The sequence below is a fragment of the Trichococcus paludicola genome, from assembly GCF_003052295.1.
Classification (GTDB): Bacteria; Bacillota; Bacilli; order Lactobacillales; family Aerococcaceae; genus Trichococcus; species Trichococcus paludicola.
In genome coordinates this window covers 1-23833 of record NZ_QBLC01000004.1, presented here as the reverse complement: position 1 = coordinate 23833, position 23833 = coordinate 1, and the positions used below count along the sequence as shown (strand labels likewise).

The window sequence follows — 23833 nt, the reverse complement described above, 5'->3', positions numbered from 1 at the left end:
AAGGATGTTATCTTTGCATCTTGAAAGAATAGAAATGTCGGGTTTCAAATCATTCGCCGACAAAACCGTGATCGAATTTGATGAAGGTGTGACAGCAGTAGTAGGGCCGAACGGAAGCGGCAAGAGCAATCTTTCGGAAGCTGTCCGCTGGGTATTGGGGGAACAATCCGCAAAAAATCTGCGCGGGAAAAAAATGGACGACATCGTTTTTGCCGGGTCGCAGACACGCAAACCTGTCAATATTGCCGAAGTTACCCTGATCCTGAACAACGAGGACGGATTCCTGCCGCTGGAATTCAGCGAAGTGAGCATCACCAGGAGATACAACCGCAATGGCGACAGTGACTGTTTCATCAACAAAAAGCCATGCAGATTGAAGGACATAACGGAATTATTGATGGATTCGGGCATCGGAAAAGACTCTTTTTCCATGATTTCGCAAGGGAAAGTGGAACAGATTTTTCAGAATAAACCCGAGGACAGAAGGATCATCCTGGAAGAGGCTGCCGGGGTAGCCAGATACAAAAACCGCAAAACGAGCGCCGAACGGAAGCTCTCCCAAACGGAAGAGCATCTGAATCGGATTGAGGACATCCTGCACGAAATCAACAGCCAACTCGCCCCCCTGGAAACCCAACGGAAAACGGCTTTGGCGTACAAGGACAAAAAAGCGTCATTAAGCGAGATCGAAATTGCTTTGACCGCTTCCGAAATTGAGCGCCTGAATGCGCAGTGGCAGACGAGCAAACGCGAGCTGAGCGAGTACGACCGGAAAATCAGCACGGAAGAACGGTCCTTAGCAAGCACGCAGACTGCTTTGCAGCAACTGAAACAAAAGTTGGATGTATGCGATGAACAGTTGGAAACACTGCAGACCGGCTACGTCACTGTCATCCAGAAATTGGAACAGCTGGAAGGGCAAAAGCAAGTCTTCCAACAGAGGGCGATGTACTCGTCAAAAAATCAAGAAGAGCAAGCACAGATCATCGCTGAAAAAGAGGCGCTGATCAAGGCGGAAAAAGCCAATCTAGCAGGCTTGCGTACGGAACTTGCGGCGAAAGTGGAAGCGAGGAAAGAGCTTTCGGAAAAAAGAGCGAGCCTTTCCGAAAAGGAAGCCCAGCTGACGCAAAATAAGGCGGAGCTTGTCCAGCAACTCCGGAACGATTACATCACTAGGCTGCAGGAACAATCCAGCAACCGGAACACAACCGTCCATCTTGAAAAAGAAATGACGCTCGCAACCGAACAGGAGCACCGTTTTCTTTCGAAAGGCGACGAAATCAGGAAGAATCTGCGCCAACTAAAGGCGAAACAGCAATCGTTGAATGAGGAACACGTCCAGTTTGTGGAAGAAAATGCCAATCTGGAGTCGGAACTGCAGGACTGCAAACAAAAAAGCTTCCAGCTTGTCTCCAAACTCCAACAACTGAACGCGGAGCTGGATACCGTAACCCGGAATCTGCAGCAGGCGGAAGCCCGTCGCGAAAGCCAACAGGAGTTGGATGACAGCTATGCCAGTTATTATCAAGGCGTAAAGGAAATGTTGAGGAGAAGGGAAAGCGTTCCCGGTATCCGTGGGCCTGTCGCCGAACTGATCCAAGTTCCTGAAAAGTACACCCTAGCCATCGAAATCGCTCTGGGAGCCACGATGCAACACATCGTGGTCGCGGACGAACGCACGGCTTCCCAATGCATCGGCATTCTGAAAGCCCAACACTTGGGGCGCGCCACTTTCCTGCCGATGACAGTCATCCAGGGCAAGTCTTTGCCTGCATCTGTGCGGACGACATTGGAAGCCAGCCCCGGGTATATCGGCATCGCGAATGAGCTGATCGGTCATGAGGAAATGTACAAGGCAATCGTCAGCAGTTTGTTGGGGACAACGATCGTAGCGTCGAATATCCAGGACGGGTTGCAGATCTCCAAGAAATTGCAGAGCCGTTATCGGATCGTGACCCTCGAAGGGGATGTCATCCATGCCGGCGGATCAATGACAGGTGGCGCGACAAGGCGTCAACAAGAGGCATCCTTATTGGCCCGTAAAAACAATCTGAACAAGCTGACCGATTATGTGCAACAGTTGTCCGTCCAATACAATCAGCTGAAACGCGAACAAGAGAAATGGTCGCTGCAGCAACAAAGTCTGCAGGAGGAACTGGATGACAAGCGCCAAAAAGCGACAATCAAACAGTTCGAACTGCAGCAAAGGGAAGCTTCCCTGCAGCAAGTGACAGCTGAAATCGCAACGAAAGAAAAAGAATCGGCTGCACATGAATATGAAAAGCGCATGTTTTATGAAGACAAAGAGGACAGACAAACGCGATTGGCCCAAGCCCAACAAAATTTACTCGTCCTCAACAGCGAAATCGATCAGCTTCAGAAGGATATAGCCGAATCCAGCTTGGATGAAGAGGAGCGCTTGAAACTGCTGCAGGGCGTCCAGTCAAACCGGCAGCAAGCAGACCAAGAGCTTGCGGTCCTGCAGGAGCAGGAAAAGCAATTGCGGCGTGACGTGAAACTGTCGACTGAGCGCATCCAAACGGAGCAGGAAGCCATCAGCTCGCTGAAAGGCAAACAAGATCAAGTCGCCAAGCTGGCCGATACGGAGACGCTGACCATCCAAGAAATCACGACGCAGCTGAAGTCCACGACTGCAGAAAAAGCTGGATTCGATGCAGATTTGAGACAGTTGCGGGAGCTGAAAAAGCAAACCGAACAAAATCGTGCCGTTCAGGAAACCGAACAGAACGAAAAAAATAAGAATCTCCAAAAATTATGGAGTGAGCACGCCAAGCTGGAAACGAATGCTGGGCGCTACGAAATCGCCATCGACCATCACCTTGCGCATTTGAGCGAGGAGTACGGTCTCAGCTTTGAAGCCGCGAAACAGGACCATCAGTTGACCCAAGAGCCCGAAGAGGCAGCCCGCCAAGTGAAACAGTTGAAAAAGGACATCGAAGGGCTGGGCCCAATCAATATGGGTGCAATCGAGGAATACGATCGCATTTCCGAAAGGTTCACTTTCCTTTCGGAACAGCAAACGGATCTGCTGTCTGCCCGTGGGAACCTTCTGAACACGATGAACGAAATGGATGATGAAGTCCGCTTGCGTTTCAAAGAGACTTTCATCCAGATCAAAAAGCAATTCGAAAAAACCTTCCCGAAATTATTCGGTGGCGGAAAAGCGACGTTGGAGCTGACAGATCCGAATGACCTGTTGGAGACCGGCATTGAAATTGTCGCGCAGCCGCCAGGCAAGAAACTCCAGCAGCTCAGCTTGCTCTCCGGCGGAGAAAAAGCCTTCACGGCGATTGCGCTCCTGTTCGCCATCATCGAAGTCAAACCGGTGCCTTTCTGTATTTTGGATGAAGTGGAGGCTGCCTTGGATGAAGCGAATGTATCCCGTTTCGGGAAATATCTGGCAGCATCAACCGAATTGACCCAGTTCATCGTGATCACGCATCGTAAAGGCACGATGGAAGAAGCGGATGCATTGTACGGTGTGACCATGCAGGATTCCGGCGTATCCCGCCTGGCATCAGTCAAATTTGAAGATTACGAAGACATAGGTTAAGGGGATGAAGATAAATGATTAAATTGATAGCACTCGACTTGGATGGCACATTGTTGAATCCTGACAAAAAAATCAGTGAAGCAAATAAACAGGCAATCCACCGCGCTCGGGAAGCCGGCGTGAAGATTGTCCTTTGCACTGGACGCCCGCTTATGGGCATCAAAGACTATGTGGATGAACTGGACCTGCTCCAAGCAGAAGATTACTCAATCACCTATAACGGCGGATTGGTCCAAAAAAATAAAACATCGGAAATCATTTCCCAAAAAGTGCTGAACTACGGTCAGATCGTGGAACTCTATGATTTGAGCAAGGAACTGAACATCCCGATGAACATGCTGGATCTGGAGTCTGTATACGAACCGGAGTATCCGCAAGGCAGAGAGTCCTTGTACAAGAGCCTGCAAAGCTCGAGCTTGCCGTTCGTTGAAAAAAAGATCGAAGACTTTCAGGAACAGCATGCGTTCAATAAAGTTGTTTTTTGTATCGCGCCTGCTGTTTTGGATGAAGCGATCGCCAAAATACCGGCGGACTTCTACAGCAAATATTCGATGATGAAATCACGTCCGCTTCTGTTTGAAGTCATGCATCCCGAAGTCGACAAAGGCAACGGCATCGCGGCTTTATGCAATCATCTGGGCATCACTGCCGATGAAGTCATGGCTTGCGGAGATGAAGAGAACGATTTGGCGATGCTGGATTTTGCGGGCGTAAGCGTCGCGATGGGCAACGCCCCCGATAAAATCAAGGAACGGGCGAGCTTCGTCACGAAGACAAACGGAGAAGATGGCGTCGCACACGCAATCGAAACATTTGTCTTTGCGTAAAAACAGGCTGCCACTAGAGAGGAAGTGTTCAAATGGGATTATTTGATCGAATAAAACGCGCATTTACAGGTGAAGATGTCGTTCAGACACCGGTAACCGAAGAAAATAAGATCGTCATCGACAAATTCGACAAAGGCATGGAGAAGACGCGCAAAAGCTTTTCGGATAAGATGAATGAACTGTTCGCCGGCTTCAGGGAGGTGGATGAAGATTTTTTTGACGACTTGGAGGAAACGCTGATATCCGCAGACGTCGGTTTTGATATGACGTTGGCACTTTCGGATGTGCTGCGGGATGAAGTCAAGATGAAGAACGTGCGCACCGGAGAACAAGTGAAGAATGTCATCATCGAAAAAATGGTCGAAATCTATGAAAAAGGCCAGACGGAATTGCCTACCATCAAAATAAATGAAAATGGGCCGACCGTCATCCTGTTTGTGGGCGTAAATGGAGTGGGGAAAACGACGACCATCGGTAAATACGCTTATCAGTTGAAGAACCAAGGGAATAGCGTCTTATTGGCGGCCGGAGACACTTTCCGAGCCGGCGCAATCGAACAGCTGGAAGTTTGGGGACAACGTGTCGGTGTTCCGGTCGTGACGAGCGATGCAAAAAGCGATCCCGCTTCCGTCGTTTACGATGCGTTGAAACAAGCCAAAGAAGAAAACTACGACTATCTGCTGATCGATACAGCGGGCAGACTGCAGAACAAAGTGAACCTGATGAAGGAATTGGAGAAGATCAATCGGATCATCGCAAGGGAAATCCCCGGCGGCGCAACCGAAACGTTGTTGGTGCTGGATGCCACGACGGGTCAGAACGCTTTGATACAGGCGAAACAATTCAAGGAGACGACGGATGTCACCGGCTTGATCCTGACGAAGTTGGATGGCACGGCGAAAGGCGGCGTCATCCTGGCTATCCGCCAGGAAATGGATATACCCGTCAAATTTGTTGGTCTGGGCGAAGGTTTGGACGATCTGCAGGCTTTCGATCCGGAACAGTACATCTACGGATTGGTTAAAGATCTGCTTGAGAAAAAATAACGAAACGGTTTGCCCATTCCGATGAGGCACGCTGCATAAGCAAAAGGCGACAGAAGCATGGTCAGGCCGGCAATCCCGTTGCGATTGCCGGCCTGACCTTACTTTTATGCTGCGGCAACACGGCATCAGTGCAATTTATGGTTGACTAAGCTTAGCAAAATCGGTAATCTAATGAAGTGTAAAGTTTTTTTCTTGACAATCCGTACGAGAAGGAAGGTATTCTGATGGAACTGGAAAAAACCAATAATATGAATACTCTTTATGAATTCTATAATGTCCTGTTGACGAACAAACAGAAAGGCTATCTTTCTTTGTATTATGGCGATGACTATTCGTTGGGCGAAATCGCCGAAGAATTCGCGATCAGCCGGCAGGCAGTGTACGATAATATCAAGCGCACCGAAAAAATTCTGATGGATTATGAACAGAAATTGAAATTGGCGCAAAACTATAGCCTCCGAAACAAAAAATTGGACGAATTGGCGAACTATGCCGAAGAAAAATATCCCGCAGACAGAACTTTGCAGAGCTTGATCAACAATCTGGAAGAACTGGATGACAAAGACGAATAAACAGTAAGGAAGTGGCAAATATGGCATTTGAAGGGTTATCCGAGCGTCTCCAAGGCGCGATGACCAAAATCGGCAAAAAAGGTAAAATTACGGAAGCCGATCTGAAGGAAATGATGCGTGAAGTACGTCTGGCTTTGCTGGAAGCTGACGTGAATTTTAAAGTCGTAAAAGAATTCGTCAAAAAAGTGAATGAACGAGCGTTGGGCTCTGATGTGCTCGAGTCGCTTTCGCCGACACAGCAAGTCATCAAAATCGTCAACGAAGAACTGACGGAATTGATGGGCGGGCAGCAGGAACCATTCCAATTTTCTGCCAAGCCACCGACTGTCGTAATGCTGGTCGGCCTGCAGGGTGCAGGTAAGACCACCACGGCCGGGAAACTAGCCAATTACATGAAGAAAAAAGAGAACAAACGCCCCATGCTGGTCGCAGCCGACGTCTATCGTCCAGCAGCGATCAATCAGTTGCAGACATTGGGCAAACAATTGGATTTCCCGGTCTATGCATTGGGTACCGAAGCAAATCCGGTCGATATAGCGAAGCAGGCAGTTGAACAAGCCAAACTCGATGGACGCGATCTGGTCATCATCGATACGGCTGGCCGACTGCACGTGGATGAGGTGCTGATGACAGAGTTGAAGAACATCAAAGCTGCCGTCAATCCCACAGAAATCCTGTTTACGGTAGATGCGATGACAGGACAGGATGCCGTCAATGTGGCGCAATCCTTCAATGAACAGCTCGGCATAACCGGTGTCATCCTTACCAAATTGGACGGGGACACACGCGGCGGGGCTGCGCTATCTATCCGTTCCGTAACCGGTAAGCCAATCAAATTTACGGGTCAAGGCGAAAAACTGGAAGACTTTGAACCGTTCTACCCTGAACGCATGGCTTCCAGAATACTGGGCATGGGCGATCTGATGACGCTGATCGAACGTGCGCAACAAGATTTTGATGAGACAAAAGCGGCAGAAATGGCTGAGAAAATCCGTGAGAATACCTTCAACTTCAATGATTTCATCGAGCAGATGGATCAAGTCACCAACATGGGGCCGCTTGAAGACCTCCTGAAGATGATTCCGGGCATGAGCAACGTTCCGGGACTGGACAAAATGAAGATCGATCCCAAAGATGTAGCCCACATGAAGGCAATCGTGCTTTCGATGACGCCCGCTGAACGCGAAAACCCTGAACTTTTGTCGCAGAGCAGACGCAGACGGATCTCGAAAGGTTCCGCAAGATCATTGGCGGAAGTCAACCGTCTGATCAAGCAGTTCAACGAATCCAGGGAAATGATGAACAAGATGTCCAAAGGCAATTTTGCAGGGATGGAAGGTCTCCTTGGACAAGGCCCGAAAGGCAAGATGGGCAAGATGGCCATGCAACAAATGGCCAGACGGATGAACAAAAAGAAGAAAAAGAAAAAATAATTTCAAGTGTAAAGAGAAAACACTTTACAAGCAAATGGAAAACTGGTAATATATAAAAATGTGAGATATAGATATATGGAGGTGTTATATAAATGGCAGTTAAAATTCGTTTAAAACGTATGGGTTCTAAAAGAAACCCGTTTTACCGCGTCGTTGTAGCTGATTCACGTTCTCCACGTGATGGACGTTTCATCGAAAAAGTAGGTACATACAATCCAGTTGTTGAACCAGCTGAAGTTAAATTTGACGAAGAGTTAGTTTTGAAATGGTTAGCTGAAGGTGCACAACCTTCTGATACAGTTCGTAACTTACTTTCTCAACAAGGTATTATGAAAAAATTCCACGACTCTAAGTTAGCTAAATAAAAGGGTGGTTTAAATGCCTGAAATTTCAGATTTAATCCTGGCAATTGTCAAACCTTTGATCGTCCACGATGATAAGATGTCCATCGAAATCAAAGAGACAAGTGAGTTCATGGAATATCACTTGCATCTTGATGTCGAGGATGTCGGCCGTGTGATCGGGAAACAGGGACGTGTCGCCAGAGCGATCCGTACAATTGTATACAGTGTCAGAACCAAAGGCACAAAACGTGTCCGCCTTGTGATCGAAGGGGCCGAATAATCCGCTTCAATTGCGGATCCGGTCGTTTCCATTCGGTGGATGCCTAACTTAATAGCGAATAGATAGAAGCGGATGATGATACAATTGTAGCACTTATCCCTTCTATTTTATTATGTACAGAAACGTTGACAGTGCGATTTATGTAAGGAGAGGTGAAAAATGGAAAAATTTTATGATGTAGGAAAAGTTGTGAACACGCAAGGGCTTAAGGGTGAAGTGCGTGTCATTTCCAGCACTGATTTTGCGGATGAACGCTACAAAAAAGGGGCTACGCTCTACTTGTTCCGCGAAAACAGTGAGCCAATCACTCTGAAGGTAGCCAGCCACCGCGTTCACAAGAATTTCAATATGCTGACATTCGAGGGATATAACCGGATCGAAGAGGTCGAGCCGTTCAGAGGGGGAATCCTGCGGGTTTCCGAAACACAGTTGGAGGACCTTTCGGATCATGAGTTCTATTATCATGAGATCATCGGATTGTCCGTCGTCAGTGATGCCGGCGAAGAATTGGGTATCATCAAAGAAATCTTGCCGCTTGGGGCGAATGATGTGTGGGTTGTATCCCAACCAGGCCGTAAAGATTTATTGGTTCCGTATATCGCTTCCGTAGTGGAAAAGGTATCTTTGGAAGATAAACAAGTCACAATCCACATTCTAGAAGGAATGATGGACTGATGAAGATAGATGTATTGACATTGTTTCCGGCGATGTTCGAAGGCCCTTTATCCGAGTCAATCATCGGAAAGGCGATCGAGAGCGGGCGTGTTTCGATCACTTGCACGAACTTCCGCGATTATTCCGAAAACAAACACAATTCCGTCGACGATTATCCTTTCGGCGGCGGAGCAGGCATGCTGCTGCGGGCGCAACCGATCGTGGACGCGCTGACGGACATCGAGGTCCAGTCGCCTGAAACCAAAAAAAGGATTGTCCTTTTGGATCCCTCCGGAAAAACCTTCAATCAGGAACTGGCGGAAGAGTTTGCCGAAGAAGAGCACCTTGTCTTCATCTGCGGCCATTACGAGGGTTTCGATGAACGTATCAAGCAACACGTAACGGATGAAGTTTCGATCGGTGATTATATTCTGACCGGAGGCGAACTGGGTGCGATGGTCATGATCGACGCTACAGTCCGGCTGTTGCCGGCAGTATTAGGCAATGAACAATCGAACAAGACTGATTCTTTCTCGACCGGCTTGCTCGAGCATCCACAATATACGCGACCGCGCGATTTCCGGGGGGATGTCGTCCCTGAGGTGCTTTTCAGCGGCAACCACCAAAAAATCGCTGATTGGCAAGAAAAAGAATCTTTGCGCAAAACCTGGCTGAGACGTCCGGAAATGTTGGGAAAGATTACTTTGTCAAAAAAACAGCAAGCCTGGTTGGCGGAGATACTGCTGGAAGAAAAGGCTGATAATTAAGCGCAATAGTGCGTTTTAAAATTCAAACAATGTAAACGAAAAATACTTTACACGTCAAAATTATTGTGGTAGAATTCTACAGGTGAGCAGAGAGACTGCTCCATAATACGATATTCCGCTGTGCAGAATGATTGTGTATGAATGTCGGTTGGAAGGAGAAAAAAACATGAGTCAATTACCATTGATTGAAGCAATTACACAAGGACAATTACGTAGTGATATCCCTACATTCCGTCCAGGAGACACTGTTCGCGTCCACGCTCGCGTAGTCGAAGGAACAAGAGAACGTATCCAATTATTCGAAGGCGTAGTTATCAAACGTCGCGGATTCGGAATCAGCGAAACATATACAGTACGTAAAATTTCCAACGGTGTAGGTGTGGAACGTACATTCCCATTGCACACACCTCGTGTAGCTCAAATCGAAGTTGTTCGTTTCGGTAAAGTGCGTCGTGCAAAACTTTATTACTTGCGCGCATTACACGGAAAAGCTGCTCGTATCAGAGAAAAACGTCGTTAATATTCCGCATATCATACGGAAAGGTCTGGACTTCGGTTCCGGACCTTTTTTGTATACCGTGAGAAACGTTTTTCTTGGGAAAAATGTGCTATACTTGTAGCACTATATATGAAAAGAGTGATAGTTTTGACGATATTAGCAGCGCTTGATCAAAAATTCCAAGAAAAAGGCATGCCACTGAAAAGTCATCCCATCCAAAATGGTCAGTATTTGTATCAAGGAAAATTCAATCTCGATAAAGAACATTCCTTGCCGTTTGGTGTAGTCATCGCTAAAGATGAGGCCGAAAGTGATTTTCAGATCAGCTACAGAAAATTGGCTTACCTGAATAATTATGCTGATAAAGTGAACCTGTTGGAACTGATCAATGAATTGAACCAAACCAAAACTTTTTATTATACACTTTGCCTGGCGGGGGATGGCGAGATTTTCCTTCGACTTTTGGGCCGCTCGACAACGGATGTTAAACCATTATACGAAATGCTCGTGATCGGATCGAATATCGCAAAGGTCATGATAGCAGAATTAAAAAGCAAATTTCCGTCTCTTGGGATCGAATGAGTATTCGTCTCTGTAGCGGAAACCGCAGGAGGAATTATGAAACAAAAATTAATCGCTTTAGATTTGGATGGAACTACACTCAACAATCAGTCGTTGTTGAGCGATCGGACCAAAAATGTGCTGGCAAGGTTACAAAAAGATAATCACCTGGTTATGATCGCAACTGGCCGTCCTTACAGAAACAGCAAAGAATTTTATGAGACGCTCAAGATGACCACACCGTTGGTGAACTTCAACGGTGCCTTATGCCATAATCCCCATGACAGCAACTGGATCAATTATTACCATAAGACGCTCAACAAAGATTTTGCGATGGATCTGATCGAACAACGTGAAGAGATGGGAATCGATTTCATCTGTGTAGAAGGCAAAAATAAACTTTTTGCATCCACCGCAACGTTGCCTGCCAACGAATATTTCCCTAAAAATTTGCTGGCGACGCAAATCACTTCTAAGGATACGCTGTCGGAAAATCCTACTTCCATGAATGTATTTTCGGAGGAACGAAATTTGGAAGCCATCCGTGACCGGATTTTGGCGCGTTATGGGAATTCCATTGAAATCCGCACATGGGGTGGCACGATGCCTTGTCTTGAGATCGTATCCGCTGGTGTCCAAAAAGCGCTTGGCGTTGAAGTGGTCGCTAATAACTACGGCATCAAGCGGGAAGATATTCTTGCCTTTGGTGACGAGGATAACGATATGGAAATGATTCGCTTTGCCGGACATGGTGTCGTCATGCAGAATGGGATTGCGGCATTAAAGAGTATTGCCGACGATGTAACGATGCATACGAATCATGAGGATGGCTTAGCCATCTATCTGGAAAAATATTTTTGCCTATAGCAGCCAATCAGAGCTGAAAAAGAGGGATCCAATTGATCGTAATCGAAAGAAAAATCATAAATAATATACCAATTCTGGAAATCGTAGAGGAAGACAAGAAAAACAAGACTATTCCGCTCGCGTTCTTTTACCATGGTATCACGAACCAAAAGGAAAGAGGTTTGGAGCCGGGCTATGCATTAGCCAGCAACGGCATGCGGGTTGTCATTCCAGATGCCTATCGTCATGGTGAACGCAAAGATGAAGCCTATGCTGGTGAACCGGCAGCAGAATTCTGGTCGGTAGTCCTGCAAAACATCAAGGAACTTCCTGATCTTGTAGCGTTTTACGTCGAAGCGGGATTGGCAAAAAGAGACAAGGTTTCGGTCACAGGACTTTCGATGGGAGGCATCACCACTTGCATCGCCTTGACGCAATATCCATGGATCCATTCGGCAGCCTGCCTGATGGGCAGTCCGGATCCTATTGGGTTATCCTATTGGGCATTGAAGTCCCGCTGGGTGGAAGGCTTGCCGCCGATTGATGATGAGAAAGTCAAATCCTTGATGGCGCCTTTTGAAAGCCTGAGCCTCAAAGAACATCCGGAGTCGCTCGTGGACACGCCGTTTTACATTTGGCACGGCACAGCCGACGAAAGCGTTCCGTACCAACAGATGGCTCAGTTCGTCAACTCCATCAGCGAGGAAGCTTTTGCGGAGAACATTTGCTTCCGTACCACAGAAGGCGCAGGGCATCGGGTTCCTTACGCTATTTTTGAGGAAATGGCTGTATTTTTGGGGAACGTATATTAACATTGAATTTCTGCGCACAAACTGTTATCATCAAATTAATCCTGAAAGGTTAGAGGTGTATGCAATGACTGAAGAAATAAATCCCCAATATTCGCAAGAAGAATTGGATAGCATAAAAGAACGCGTCTTAGCGGCGCTTGAGCAAGTGATAGATCCTGAATTAGGAATAGATATCGTCAATTTGGGTTTGATCTATGAAGTGGAGTTGGAACAGGATGGGTTCTGCCTGATCAAAATGACGCTGACAACGATGGGCTGCCCATTGGCGGATGTCATCACCGATGAAATTCACCGTGCTTTGAAAAGCGTTCCTGAAGTAACCGAAACGCAAGTGAAATTGGTTTGGTACCCTGCCTGGACAACAGACAGAATGTCCCGATATGCACGCATCGCGCTTGGAATCCGATGATGAGAAGAGCAACAAAGGAAATTTCCTTTGTTGCTCTTTTTTTTTACGTTATAATTTGACCAATTCTGACCATGGTCGTATACTTGTCCTATAAAGCACCAAAGCAGTAGAATTTCGAGGAGGTACTAACATGGAAATGGAAAAAATGACGACAGCACTGCAGGAGGCAATTGCGGAAGCGCAACGCATCGCCATGGTGCGCAAGCACCAGACCATCGATGTCGCGCATCTGTGGAAAATATTTCTGCAGCCGGATAGTTTTGCGCGTAATTTTTATATTGATTCAGGGGTTGCAGTCGATGCATTTGAATCGGCCGTTGATAAGGAACTGGACAAATCAGTAGTGATTGAAGGGACTTCTGTACAGTATGGACAAACATTCAGCCAGAATCTGTACAACCTTTTTTTGGAAGCCGACCGCAAGCGTTCGGAGCTGAAGGATGACTTCATCTCCACGGATACAGTACTTTTGAGTTTGATGACACTGAAAAATCATCCATTGACCAAATTTCTGGCAAATCAAGGCCTGACTGAAAAAATCATCGCCGAAAAAATCAAGGATATGAGAGGTGGAGACCGAGTGACTTCGCAGAATCAGGAAGATCAGTATGAAGCATTGGAAAAGTATGGCATAGACCTTGTGCAGGCGGTCAGGAGTGGGAAACAAGATCCGGTCATTGGCCGGGACGAAGAAATAAGGGATGTCATCCGCATTTTATCGCGCAAAACAAAAAATAACCCGATACTGATCGGCGAACCGGGCGTCGGCAAGACCGCCATCGTGGAAGGCTTGGCCCAGCGGATCGTGAAAAAAGACGTGCCGGATAACCTGAAGGACAAAACGATCTTTTCGTTGGATATGGGCTCATTGATTGCGGGAGCCAAGTACCGCGGAGAATTCGAGGAACGCCTGAAAGCGGTATTGAAAGAAGTGAAGAAAAGCGACGGCCGCATCATCCTTTTCATTGATGAGATCCATACGATTGTCGGGGCAGGGAAAACCGAGGGGAGCATGGATGCCGGCAATCTGCTGAAACCTATGCTGGCGAGAGGTGAATTGCACTGTATCGGAGCGACTACTTTGGATGAATACCGCCAAAATCTGGAGAAGGACAAGGCCTTGGAGCGGAGATTCCAGAAGGTATTGGTGAAAGAACCGACAGTCGCCGACACAATCAGCATCTTAAGGGGGTTGAAGGAACGGTACGAAATCCACCACAGCGTCAACATCCATGACAATGCCCTTGTGGCGGCAGCGACCTTATCCGATCGCTACATCACTGACCGGTTTCTGCCCGATAAAGCAATCGATCTTGTCGATGAGGCGTGCGCAAACATAAAAGTGGAAATGAATTCGATGCCTACCGAGTTGGATCAAGTGAGCCGCAAACTGATGCAACTGGAGATAGAAGAAGCGGCCCTGAAGAAGGAATCCGATGATCAGAGCAAGAAAAGATTGGCGACGCTGCAAGTCGAGTTGGCCGATCTGCGCGAAGAATCAAACGAATTGCGCATGAAATGGGGCAACGAAAAGGAAGAGGTCGAAAAGCTGCGTGCCAAACGGGAGGACCTGGAGGACGCGCGCAGGCAGTTGGAGGATGCGGAAGCAGACTATGACCTGGAACGGGCAGCAGTTTTGCGCCACGGCAGCATCCCGCAGATGGAAAAGGAATTGGCGGCTCTCGAAAAAGAGAATGCAACCCGCAGGAATAAAGAAGGCAATCTTGTCCAGGAATCAGTGACCGAGAACGAAATCGCAACAGTTGTGGGACGGATGACCGGCATCCCGGTGACGAAGCTGGTTGAGGGCGAAAGGGACAAACTCCTGAAATTGGAGGAAACGCTGCATAAACGGGTCATCGGCCAGGAGGAAGCGGTGGAAAGCGTCACGAATGCCGTTCTGCGTTCACGTGCCGGTCTGCAGTCGCCTAACCGTCCGATCGGATCCTTCTTGTTTCTGGGGCCTACAGGGGTCGGGAAAACGGAATTGGCGAAAGCTTTGGCGGAAAATTTGTTCGACTCCGATGAACATATGGTGCGGCTCGATATGAGCGAATACATGGAAAAATTTTCGGTTTCTCGACTCATCGGGGCGCCCCCTGGCTATGTCGGCTACGAAGAAGGCGGCCAATTGACGGAGGCGGTCCGCCGAAGTCCCTATACGATCATTCTCTTGGATGAAATCGAAAAGGCCCACCCGGATGTATTCAATATTTTGCTGCAAGTATTGGATGATGGGCGCTTGACCGATTCGAAGGGGCGCGTAGTCGATTTCAAAAACACCGTTCTGATCATGACCAGTAACATTGGATCGCAGCTCCTGTTGGAAGGCGTCCAGTCCGATGGTACGATTCCGGAAGAAGTGGCCAATGAAGTCATGAAAGTATTGAAAGGATCGTTCAAGCCTGAATTTTTGAATAGGATTGATGATACCATCCTCTTTACGCCATTAAGTAAAGAGGACGTCAAAAAGATCATCGTCAAAATGGTCAAGGAACTATCCGGCCGGCTGGCGGACAAACAGATACAGCTCTCCGTTTCTGATGAGGTTGCAGCCTGGATAGCAGATAATGCTTACGATCCAATTTATGGCGCTCGGCCGCTCAGAAGATTCATCTCAGCTGAGATCGAGAATCCCTTGGCGCGTGCCATCATAAAGGGCGATATCCATGAAAATCAGGCGGTGACGGTGACGTTGGTGGGCAATCAGGTCGGATTCCAGACCATCGATCTCGCTGAATTTCAACAATAATTTGACAAGTCAGTACGCAGAGAGGAAGTCCTGAAAGGGATTTCCTTTTGTTATTTTTGTATTTGCGGTAAAATGATAATATAAATTTTCTTATTTTTAACTTCACGAGTGTGGCCGTTTATTGCTTTTATCGGAACAAAGCCGAAGGAGGCGTTCATTTTGCTGTTTTTGGTTATTGGATTTCTGTGTCTGGTTTTTATGCTGTTCACTTCGAGATATTATGTCTTCGGAGGTGCGGCCATCCTAAGTTTTTTGTTGTATTTCCTGTATTTCGGAAGCGGTAACTGGCTGACTTTGTTGTTGTTCCTGTTCGGGATCATGTTGTTGGTGGTTGAATTGTTCATACCCGATTTTGGGTTGGTGGGGATCGCGGGTTTCCTGATGGTCGTGGCAGGCCTGTTTTTGAACAATGAGCGTATTTTGGAAAGTGTGCTGGATGTCAGTTTGGCGATCATCTTTTCCGGGATAGCGACATCTGTGCTGTTGAAAAAAGGCTATAAATTCCTGCCGGACCGCAGCAAATTGATTTTGGATACATCCCTGAATCGTGAGCGCGGGTATTCGTCCAGCAAAGACTATTCCGAATTCTTGGGAATGACCGGTACAGCAACGACGACGCTGCGGCCTGCGGGCAAAGTCTCTATCGGAGATGTGGTGCTCGACGTAGTCAGTGACGGGAAGATTATATTTGAAGGGAAACAGATTCAAGTTATCCAGGTTGAAGGGGTCAAAATTACAGTCAAGGAGTTGGATGGAAAATGACAGAAGGATTGATAGGACTCATCTTTATTGCATTGTTTGTCGTACTGTTTTTATCTTTATTTTTCCGCTTTGTGCCGGTTGGTCTATGGATCACGGCTTACTTTTCGGGAGTGAAAGTCAAAATTTCGAATCTGGTCGGCATGCGACTGCGGCGGGTGGTTCCTTCTATGATCGTACAGCCGATGATAAAAGCCACAAAAGCGGGACTGATAATTGATATAAATGAATTGGAGGCGCATCATCTTGCTGGCGGAGATGTTAATATGGTCATCGACGCGCTGATTGCGGCGCAGCGTGCCGATATTGATTTAGGTTTTGAAAAAGCGGCTGCCATCGATTTGGCCGGCCGTAATGTATTGGAAGCAGTGAAAATGAGTGTTAACCCAAAAGTTATCGAAACACCAATCATTGCGGGTGTCGCTATGAACGGGATTGAAGTAAAAGCCAAAGCAAAAGTAACGGTACGCGCCAACATAGAACGATTGGTCGGTGGTGCTGGAGAAGAAACAATCATCGCCCGTGTCGGAGAGGGGATCGTCACAACCGTCGGATCTGCCAAGATGCACACTTCCGTCCTGGAAAATCCGGACTCCATTTCCCAAACGATCCTGAAAAAAGGACTGGATTCGGGTACCGCCTTTGAGATACTGTCCATCGATATCGCCGATGTTGATGTCGGCCGTAACGTGGGCGCCAAACTGCAGGCGGAACAAGCAGAGGCGGATAAGCGGGTGGCTCAGGCGAAAGCCGAAGAGCGCCGTGCTTTTGCGGTCGCAGAAGAACAGGAAATGATCGCTGAGGTGCAAAGGATGCGGGCGAAAGTGGTCGAAGCCGAAGCGCAAGTGCCGTTGGCGTTGGCTGAAGCGCTGCGCAATGGAAATCTAGGCGTGATGGATTATTATAAAATGAAAAATATCATAGCGGATACTGAAATGAGGAGCAGCATTTCGGAGTTTCCGACAGATAGAAGCGAACCGGAATGACTAGCCTAGCATTTCTATTACCGATTCTGTTGCCGATCCTTTTCCTGGTGTTCTTTCTCTCTGTGCTCCTATCGATAGTCAAGAGGATAAACCGGCTATCGGAGAACGCCAGACTTCGAGTGGGCACAGCCCAAACAGCTGCTCTGCAGCAGACATTTCGCCAGTCGTTGGACGGTGCCGGAAATGAGAATGCGAAACAACTGATCAAAAAATTGGCTACATTGAAGCCTGAAGAGGTGTATGGTTTTTTCCAAGAGCGCCTGCCCGAAAAATATCTGCGGGAAGTCAGCCGGATCTTGACCAACAGAAATTGGCGGAGGGAAATCCTGATTTTCGTTAACCGCGAGAATTTATGGCAGTTGCTGTTGCGCGCGAATCCGCCAAAAACAGGCAGCGACCACAAGGACACGGAACCTGCGGATGAAACCGTTGAAGTACAAGTGTTTACGGACTATAATATGGATCCTGCCGTGGGGTTGGCCGATGACTTCACCGTCTTTTCTGAAGACAAAAAGGAATTAAAGACTGCCAAAAGAATGGAGAAATCCACCATTCATAAGAAAAAAAAATATTCCGGCAATCAAAAAGCGTTGATGCGAGCCGTCATTGCCAAAGAAATACTCGATAGGCCGGACTTTGACCACAAATAGGAAATTGAAGGAGACAGATGGATGCCCAGAGAGATCGGATTGAACACTTTAGCGTACATGCACAGAGCTGCGGACAATAAAGTGGAACAAAAAAAAATACTGAAGGAAATCAAGGAAATGGGCTTCCCGATTGTGGAAGTCAGAAGAGAATACATTCTGTCCGGCAAAACGGAAATGAAGGAAATAGCCCAGAAAGCCGCTGACTTGGGTTTGAAGGTGTTCTATTCCGTCCCGGCAGAACTGTTTACAGAGGGTGCGTTGAACGGACAGCTGAGCAACTATTTTGAAGAGGCTTCCCTATTGAACGCAGTCCAACTGAAACTTACTTTAGGGGAATTCCGGGGATTCACAGCCAAGTTGGCTGAAGAATTACGCGAATTGTTGACGACCTATCCCATCCATCTGACGATCGAAAATGATCAGAGCACCAAGAAGGGTAGCCCGCCTGTCCTGATGGGTTTCATTGCAGAAACCCGCAAAGCCTCATTGGACATCGGACTGACTTTTGACACAGGCAATTTCGTTTACATCGATAGCGATCCCTTCGCCGCGGCAGAGCAAATGCGCGAAGCGGTAACCTACATCCACATCAAGAACGTTGCCATCACGGACAGCGGAATTGTTTTATCCGGACTGGAATCCGGGTTGGTGGATATGCGCCGTCTTTTGTCGTTGTTCGCGGACTCGGTGCCAGCCAGCATCGAATATCCCTGCGGTGGCGGCGATGAAGTGACAAAAACCATCAGCGCCGATTACAAAAAGATTCAATCTTGGTGAACGTGCTTTTGCCTATATTCTTACGAATCAGAAAATACAATCCGAAACTTTCGGATTGTATTTTTTTAGTAGCGAATACAAGAAAATAGTGTGCGACTGTGGTATACTGATTGCCGGATATCTATAAGAAAGAAGTGAATACATTGACTGAACCAGCGATTCGTTATCGCCTTATCAAAAAAGAAAAACATACAGGTGCGCGCTTGGGAGAAATCATCACCCCCCACGGCACTTTTCAAACACCCATGTTTATGCCGGTAGGAACTTTAGCCACCGTGAAGACGATGGCTCCTGAAGAATTGAAAGCGATGGGCTCTCAGATCATTCTGAGCAATACTTATCACCTCTGGCTCAGACCGGGCTCAGACTTGGTGGAAGAGGCAGGAGGCCTGCATAAATTCATGAATTGGGACAGAGGGATCTTGACCGATTCAGGCGGCTTCCAGGTTTTCTCATTAAGCCAGAACAGACAGATCACTGAGGCCGGTGTACATTTCCGCAATCATCTGAACGGTTCGAAAATGTTCCTGTCACCGGAAAAAGCGATCCACATCGAAAATCAACTGGGTGCCGACATCATCATGAGTTTTGATGAATGCCCTCCTTACAGCGAAAGCTATGATTACATCAAAGCATCTGTCGAAAGAACGACCAGATGGGCAGAGCGTGGTCTTGAAGCCCACAAAAAGCCCAATCAACAAGGCTTGTTCGGCATCATCCAAGGAGCAGGCTACAAGGATTTAAGGCTGCAGAGCGCCAAAGAACTGATTTCCTTGGATTTTCCAGGCTATTCGATTGGTGGACTTTCGGTCGGCGAAACGAAAGAAGAGATGAATGGTGTGCTTGATTACCTGACGCCAGTCATGCCTGAGGACAAACCAAGGTATCTGATGGGCGTAGGGGCGCCGGATTCCTTGATCGACGGCGTCATCCGCGGAATCGATATGTTCGACTGTGTCTTGCCTACCCGTATAGCGCGGAACGGCACTTGTATGACAAGCAGCGGTCGTTTGGTCATCAAAAATGCGAAATATGAACGGGATTTCCGTCCATTGGATGAAAAATGCGATTGCTACACCTGCAAAAACTATACACGTGCGTACATTCGTCATTTAATCAAAGCTGATGAAACATTTGGCTTGCGCTTGACCTCGTATCATAATCTCCATTTCTTGATAAACCTGATGAAAAATGTGCGCCAAGCCATCATGGATGACAATCTGTTGGAATTCAGGGAAGCGTTTGTGGAAGAATATGGCTTCAACGTTGAAAATCCGAAGAAGTTTTAGGTTTTGGGTGGTAGTCTATCCTAAAGTTTGGTAAAGTGGATGATAGATAAAAATAATCCACAGATGGAGGAAAATGTATGGATACAGTAATCATGATTGCCTTTTATGGGGTGCTGTTCGGCGTAATGTATTTCATCCTGATCAGACCACAAAAGAAACAAGCGCAAAAAACGCAAGATATGCTGAGTCAAATTAAGCCAGGGGATAAAGTAGTCACCATCGGCGGCCTGCACGGAATTGTCGAAGAAATCAATTCCGCTGATAACACAGTCGTATTGGATTGTGAAGGGATCTTCCTGACTTTTGAAAAACGTTCTATTTCACGTATTTCAAAGGTTGCCACAATCACAACTGATGATGCGATTGTCGAAGATTATTCAGCAACCGAATCAGAGCAAGAACAAGAAGACAAAAGCGAAGAGTAACACGATTTGATTCATCGGAAAGGAGGGACGGCGAATGCCGAATATATCTGAGAAGCAATATGCTCAATTGGAGCCTTGGTTCAAACTGAAAGCAACTGAGTTCAATCAACTGGGCTACGAGAACATCAAAGTCGACGATATCTATCGCTATTTCAAGGAATTTTCTTGGAAGCATACTGTCCCTCCCCATTATTACCAACAGATCCGGGATATCATGAAGACGACGGTAAACCACTACTTCGACTTTGTTGCTTTGGAAGCGCAAGTCTATAAGGTCTCTTCATTGGATGAAATGAATTTTGATGATTTCCTATGAAACGTTACACGCGAAAAGTACAATACTTCAGAGTATTGTGCTTTTTTTGTAAATGTAAATCTGAGTTTGCGGTGCAATCTGTGCCCTAAGGATCCATTTTTGAAATGTCGTCATTTAACCGGGACGATTTCAGCCCTTTGAATCGAGCAAAATAATCTTATCGCTTGAATATTCAAAGTTAATCGCTGATTCAGTCGGATTCAACAATTAGTAAGCGGATTTATGCAGATTGATCAGCGTGATAATGCGGGAATCTATCGAACAGGGACGTTAAACGACCATGTATATTTTCGTCATAAAAATTATCTCAAAAAAATTTTTTTCAGCGCGGATTCCGAACAATGATAATAATTTCACAATCAAAAGGTTGAGAAACAGAATGTTTCCAATGACTATTTGTGAAAACCAGTAGAGACAAAAACATCCGTTGAACACGCTTACAGGGCCTGTATGGAAAATAAGTGAAGAACATCACATTTATTCGCTTTACAAACGAAATTCCATGAAATATAATAAGCATGTGAAAAGGATAACATACATTTTTAGGAGGATCTCACATGAGTAAAGAAAAAGTAGTTTTAGAGGAGAAAAAACCCATGATGACTGCAAAAGAAGAAATCAGCAACTACACTGGAAAAGCCCAAAAAGCTTTGACTCTATTTGAAGATTATACCCAAGAACAAGTCGACCACATCGTCCACGAAATGGCATTAGCTGCAATGGAGCAACATATGCCACTTGCAAAAATGGCAGTTGAAGAAACAGGCCGAGGCGTTTATGAAGATAAATGTATCAAAAACATGTATGCCGCTGAAAACATTTGGCATTCAATCAGAAAAAATAAAACAGTCGGAATCATCGAAGACAATAAAGTTGATCAAATCATGAAGGTTGCCGCTCCTGTAGGCGTTGTTGCCGGTATCATCCCGACAACCAACCCAACTTCGACAACAATCTTCAAAGCGATGATCTGTATGAAAACAAGAAACCCGATCATCTTCTCTTTCCACCCAAGCGCAGAAAAATGTTCGGCTGCAACTGCAAAAGTTGTTTACGATGCTGCCATCAAAGCAGGCGCACCTGCTGACTGTATCCAATGGGTAGAAGGCGTATCAATGGAAAAAACAGCTGAATTGATCAACCATCCAGAAGTTGCTGTCGTATTGGCTACAGGTGGAGCTGCAATGGTTAAAGCTGCTTATTCTACTGGTAAACCAGCATTGGGAGTTGGTCCTGGTAACGTTCCGGCTTACATCGAAAAATCAGCAAACGTTAAACGCGCTGTAAACGACATCATCGTTTCAAAAACGTTCGACAACGGTATGATCTGTGCTTCAGAACAAGCTGCAATCGTCGACAGCGAAATCTATGATGAAGTCAAAAAAGAATTCCAATTGCACAATGTATACTTCGCTAAACCTGAAGAAATTCAACAATTGGAAGACGTCGTGATGAATGATGCTAAAACTGGCGTGAGACCGAATGTTGTCGGTATGCACGCTCGTAAAATCGCTGAATTGGCTGGATTAAACGTTCCTGCAAACACTAAATTGTTGATCGCTGAATTACCGGGCGTCGGAGCAGAATACCCAATGTCAAGAGAAAAATTATCTCCAGTATTGGCTATGATGAAATCAGACAGTACAGAGCATGGCTTCGAACTATGCAAACAAATGCTGGATTTGGGTGGTTTAGGTCACTCGGCTTCACTGCATACTCGCCGCAATGATTTGATCGAACAATTCGGAAAAGAAATGAAAGCTTGCCGCGTTCTTATCAACTCTCCATCTTCTCAAGCTGGTATCGGTGACTTGTACAACAATAATATCGCTTCATTAACTTTGGGTTGCGGATCTTACGGCAGAAACTCAGTTTCTCATAACGTTTCTGCATTAGATTTATTGAACGTGAAAACTGTTGCTAAAAGGAGAAATAATATGCAGTGGATTAAATTGCCAGAGAAGGTTTACTTCGAAGAAAATTCAGTTAGATACTTACGTGACATGAAAGATGTCGAAAGAGTCTTCATCGTCTGCGACGACGGCATGGTCAAATTCGGCTATGTGGATGTAGTCATCGAACAATTGAAACAACGCAACAACAAAGTATCTTACGCAATCTTCTCAGATGTTGAACCTAACCCGACAACAAACACTGTAAACCGTGGTACTGAAAAAATGCGCGACTTCAAACCGGATACAATCATCGCAATCGGCGGAGGTTCCCCGATGGATGCTGCCAAAGCGATGTGGTTGTTCTATGAGCACCCAGAAAGCGACTTCTTCGGCGCTAAACAAAAATTCTTGGATATCCGCAAACGTACTTACAAGATCAAGGACATGGAAAAAGCGAAACTTGTCTGCATCCCTACCACATCAGGTACTGGTTCGGAAGTAACGCCATTCGCGGTTATCACAGACAGCGAAACACACATCAAGTACCCATTGGCTGACTACGCATTGACTCCGGATGTTGCCATCGTGGATCCACAATTCGTATACAGTGTTCCTAAATCTGTAACTGCAGATACTGGTATGGACGTATTGACGCATGCCATCGAATCTTTTGTTTCCGTATTGGCAAACGACTACACTAAAGGTTTGAGCTTGCAAGCCATCAAACTGGTATTCGAAAACTTGAGAAATTCATACAACTACGGCGACCAAGAATCCCGCGAAAAAATGCACAACGCTTCAACAATCGCTGGTATGGCCTTCGCGAATGCGTTCCTGGGTATTTCCCACTCGATCGCACACAAAATCGGCGGACAATGGGATCTGATCCACGGCCGTACGAACGCTATCCTGTTGCCGCATATCGTCCGCTACAATGCGCTTGATCCGCAAAAACATGCATTGTGGGCTAAATACGAGTACTTCCGTGCAGACGAAGACTACGCTGAAATCGCTCGTTACCTAGGCTTCAAAGGCAACACGACTGCTGAATTGGTAGAAGCTTTGGCTACTGAAATCACTAAATTAGGTCAAGATATCGGCATCAAGATGAACTTCAAGGATCAAGGCATCACTGATGAAATGCTTGATCGCGATGCGGACCGTTTAGCTGAATTGGCATTCGAAGATCAATGTACAACAGCTAACCCTAAACAACCACTGATCTCAGAATTGAAAGAAATCATCTACGCAGCCTACAAAGGTTAATAGCAGATAAGGAAAAGCCGGGACACGCTCCCGGCTTTTTTTTTGTGTGCGCCCGGCATGGGTGATAACTTGGTGGTGAAAGTCCACTACAGGC

The 23833-nt window shown here is 46.5% G+C and carries 23 protein-coding genes; all 23 read left to right on the top strand.

The genetic code is table 11. From position 1 onward, the window contains the following. Positions 1–13: 13 nt before the first annotated feature. The 23 genes from smc to adhE all read left to right on the top strand — a co-directional run bounded on the left by smc (position 14) and on the right by adhE (position 23739). The gene (gene smc / locus C7R56_RS06720; protein ID WP_159072186.1) at positions 14–3574 is read left to right on the top strand and encodes a chromosome segregation protein SMC; all 3561 of its coding nucleotides are present in this window, start codon (positions 14–16) and stop codon (positions 3572–3574) included. Between the two features lie 14 nt (positions 3575–3588). Next, positions 3589–4401, top strand: coding sequence for a sugar-phosphatase (gene yidA, locus C7R56_RS06715; RefSeq protein WP_107995809.1), 813 nt, complete (start codon positions 3589–3591; stop codon positions 4399–4401). Between the two features lie 32 nt (positions 4402–4433). After that, complete coding sequence (gene ftsY / locus C7R56_RS06710; RefSeq protein WP_107995808.1) at positions 4434–5447, top strand: signal recognition particle-docking protein FtsY; 1014 nt, start codon at positions 4434–4436, stop codon at positions 5445–5447. 224 nt (positions 5448–5671) lie between these two features. Continuing rightward, entirely contained in the window at positions 5672–6019 is a 348-nt protein-coding gene (locus C7R56_RS06705) for a putative DNA-binding protein (protein ID WP_086628138.1), read from the top strand. 20 nt (positions 6020–6039) lie between these two features. Next, positions 6040–7452, top strand: coding sequence for a signal recognition particle protein (ffh, locus tag C7R56_RS06700; RefSeq protein WP_106448699.1), 1413 nt, complete (start codon positions 6040–6042; stop codon positions 7450–7452). A 92-nt stretch (positions 7453–7544) separates the two neighbouring features. Continuing rightward, on the top strand, positions 7545–7817 hold the full coding sequence (rpsP, locus tag C7R56_RS06695; RefSeq protein WP_068560440.1) for a 30S ribosomal protein S16: 273 nt from the start codon (positions 7545–7547) through the stop codon (positions 7815–7817). Positions 7818–7830: 13 nt separating this feature from the next. Next, entirely contained in the window at positions 7831–8076 is a 246-nt protein-coding gene (locus C7R56_RS06690; RefSeq protein ID WP_107995807.1) for a KH domain-containing protein, read from the top strand. A gap of 159 nt (positions 8077–8235) precedes the next feature. After that, entirely contained in the window at positions 8236–8751 is a 516-nt protein-coding gene (rimM, locus tag C7R56_RS06685) for a ribosome maturation factor RimM (RefSeq protein ID WP_107995806.1), read from the top strand. Then, positions 8751–9497 (top strand): tRNA (guanosine(37)-N1)-methyltransferase TrmD, encoded by a 747-nt coding sequence (gene trmD / locus C7R56_RS06680; RefSeq protein WP_107995805.1) that lies wholly within the window; start codon positions 8751–8753, stop codon positions 9495–9497. Before rimM ends, trmD begins: the two co-directional genes overlap by 1 nt. Positions 9498–9663: 166 nt before the next feature. After that, positions 9664–10017 carry a 50S ribosomal protein L19 gene (rplS, locus tag C7R56_RS06675; RefSeq protein WP_106448696.1) on the top strand — a complete coding sequence of 118 codons (354 nt, stop codon included), beginning with the start codon at positions 9664–9666 and terminating at the stop codon, positions 10015–10017. Between the two features lie 126 nt (positions 10018–10143). Next, complete coding sequence (locus C7R56_RS06670) at positions 10144–10578, top strand: hypothetical protein (protein ID WP_234402599.1); 435 nt, start codon at positions 10144–10146, stop codon at positions 10576–10578. A 36-nt stretch (positions 10579–10614) separates the two neighbouring features. After that, entirely contained in the window at positions 10615–11424 is an 810-nt protein-coding gene (locus tag C7R56_RS06665) for a Cof-type HAD-IIB family hydrolase (RefSeq protein WP_107995803.1), read from the top strand. Between the two features lie 32 nt (positions 11425–11456). Further along, positions 11457–12215, top strand: a complete 759-nt coding sequence (locus tag C7R56_RS06660) for a prolyl oligopeptidase family serine peptidase (protein ID WP_107995802.1) — start codon at positions 11457–11459, stop codon at positions 12213–12215. Between the two features lie 64 nt (positions 12216–12279). After that, positions 12280–12624, top strand: coding sequence for a metal-sulfur cluster assembly factor (locus C7R56_RS06655; RefSeq protein ID WP_107995801.1), 345 nt, complete (start codon positions 12280–12282; stop codon positions 12622–12624). A gap of 130 nt (positions 12625–12754) precedes the next feature. Then, entirely contained in the window at positions 12755–15376 is a 2622-nt protein-coding gene (gene clpB / locus C7R56_RS06650; protein WP_107995800.1) for an ATP-dependent chaperone ClpB, read from the top strand. Positions 15377–15535: 159 nt separating this feature from the next. After that, a complete protein-coding gene (locus C7R56_RS06645) occupies positions 15536–16138 on the top strand; it encodes an NfeD family protein (RefSeq protein ID WP_107995799.1) in 603 nt (200 codons plus the stop codon). Then, complete coding sequence (gene floA / locus C7R56_RS06640) at positions 16135–17121, top strand: flotillin-like protein FloA (protein ID WP_107995798.1); 987 nt, start codon at positions 16135–16137, stop codon at positions 17119–17121. Before C7R56_RS06645 ends, floA begins: the two co-directional genes overlap by 4 nt. Next, positions 17118–17771, top strand: coding sequence for a hypothetical protein (locus C7R56_RS06635; RefSeq protein WP_159072185.1), 654 nt, complete (start codon positions 17118–17120; stop codon positions 17769–17771). The genes floA and C7R56_RS06635 overlap by 4 nt, the downstream gene beginning before the upstream one ends. Positions 17772–17792: 21 nt before the next feature. Beyond that, positions 17793–18548 carry a sugar phosphate isomerase/epimerase family protein gene (locus C7R56_RS06630; protein ID WP_107995796.1) on the top strand — a complete coding sequence of 252 codons (756 nt, stop codon included), beginning with the start codon at positions 17793–17795 and terminating at the stop codon, positions 18546–18548. Positions 18549–18691: 143 nt separating this feature from the next. Further along, entirely contained in the window at positions 18692–19837 is a 1146-nt protein-coding gene (gene tgt / locus C7R56_RS06625) for a tRNA guanosine(34) transglycosylase Tgt (protein WP_107996018.1), read from the top strand. Positions 19838–19914: 77 nt separating this feature from the next. Next, the gene (gene yajC / locus C7R56_RS06620; protein ID WP_106448688.1) at positions 19915–20262 is read left to right on the top strand and encodes a preprotein translocase subunit YajC; all 348 of its coding nucleotides are present in this window, start codon (positions 19915–19917) and stop codon (positions 20260–20262) included. 34 nt (positions 20263–20296) lie between these two features. Then, entirely contained in the window at positions 20297–20578 is a 282-nt protein-coding gene (locus tag C7R56_RS06615) for a post-transcriptional regulator (protein WP_107995795.1), read from the top strand. A 557-nt stretch (positions 20579–21135) separates the two neighbouring features. Further along, positions 21136–23739, top strand: coding sequence for a bifunctional acetaldehyde-CoA/alcohol dehydrogenase (gene adhE, locus C7R56_RS06610; protein WP_107995794.1), 2604 nt, complete (start codon positions 21136–21138; stop codon positions 23737–23739). Positions 23740–23833 lie beyond the last annotated feature (94 nt).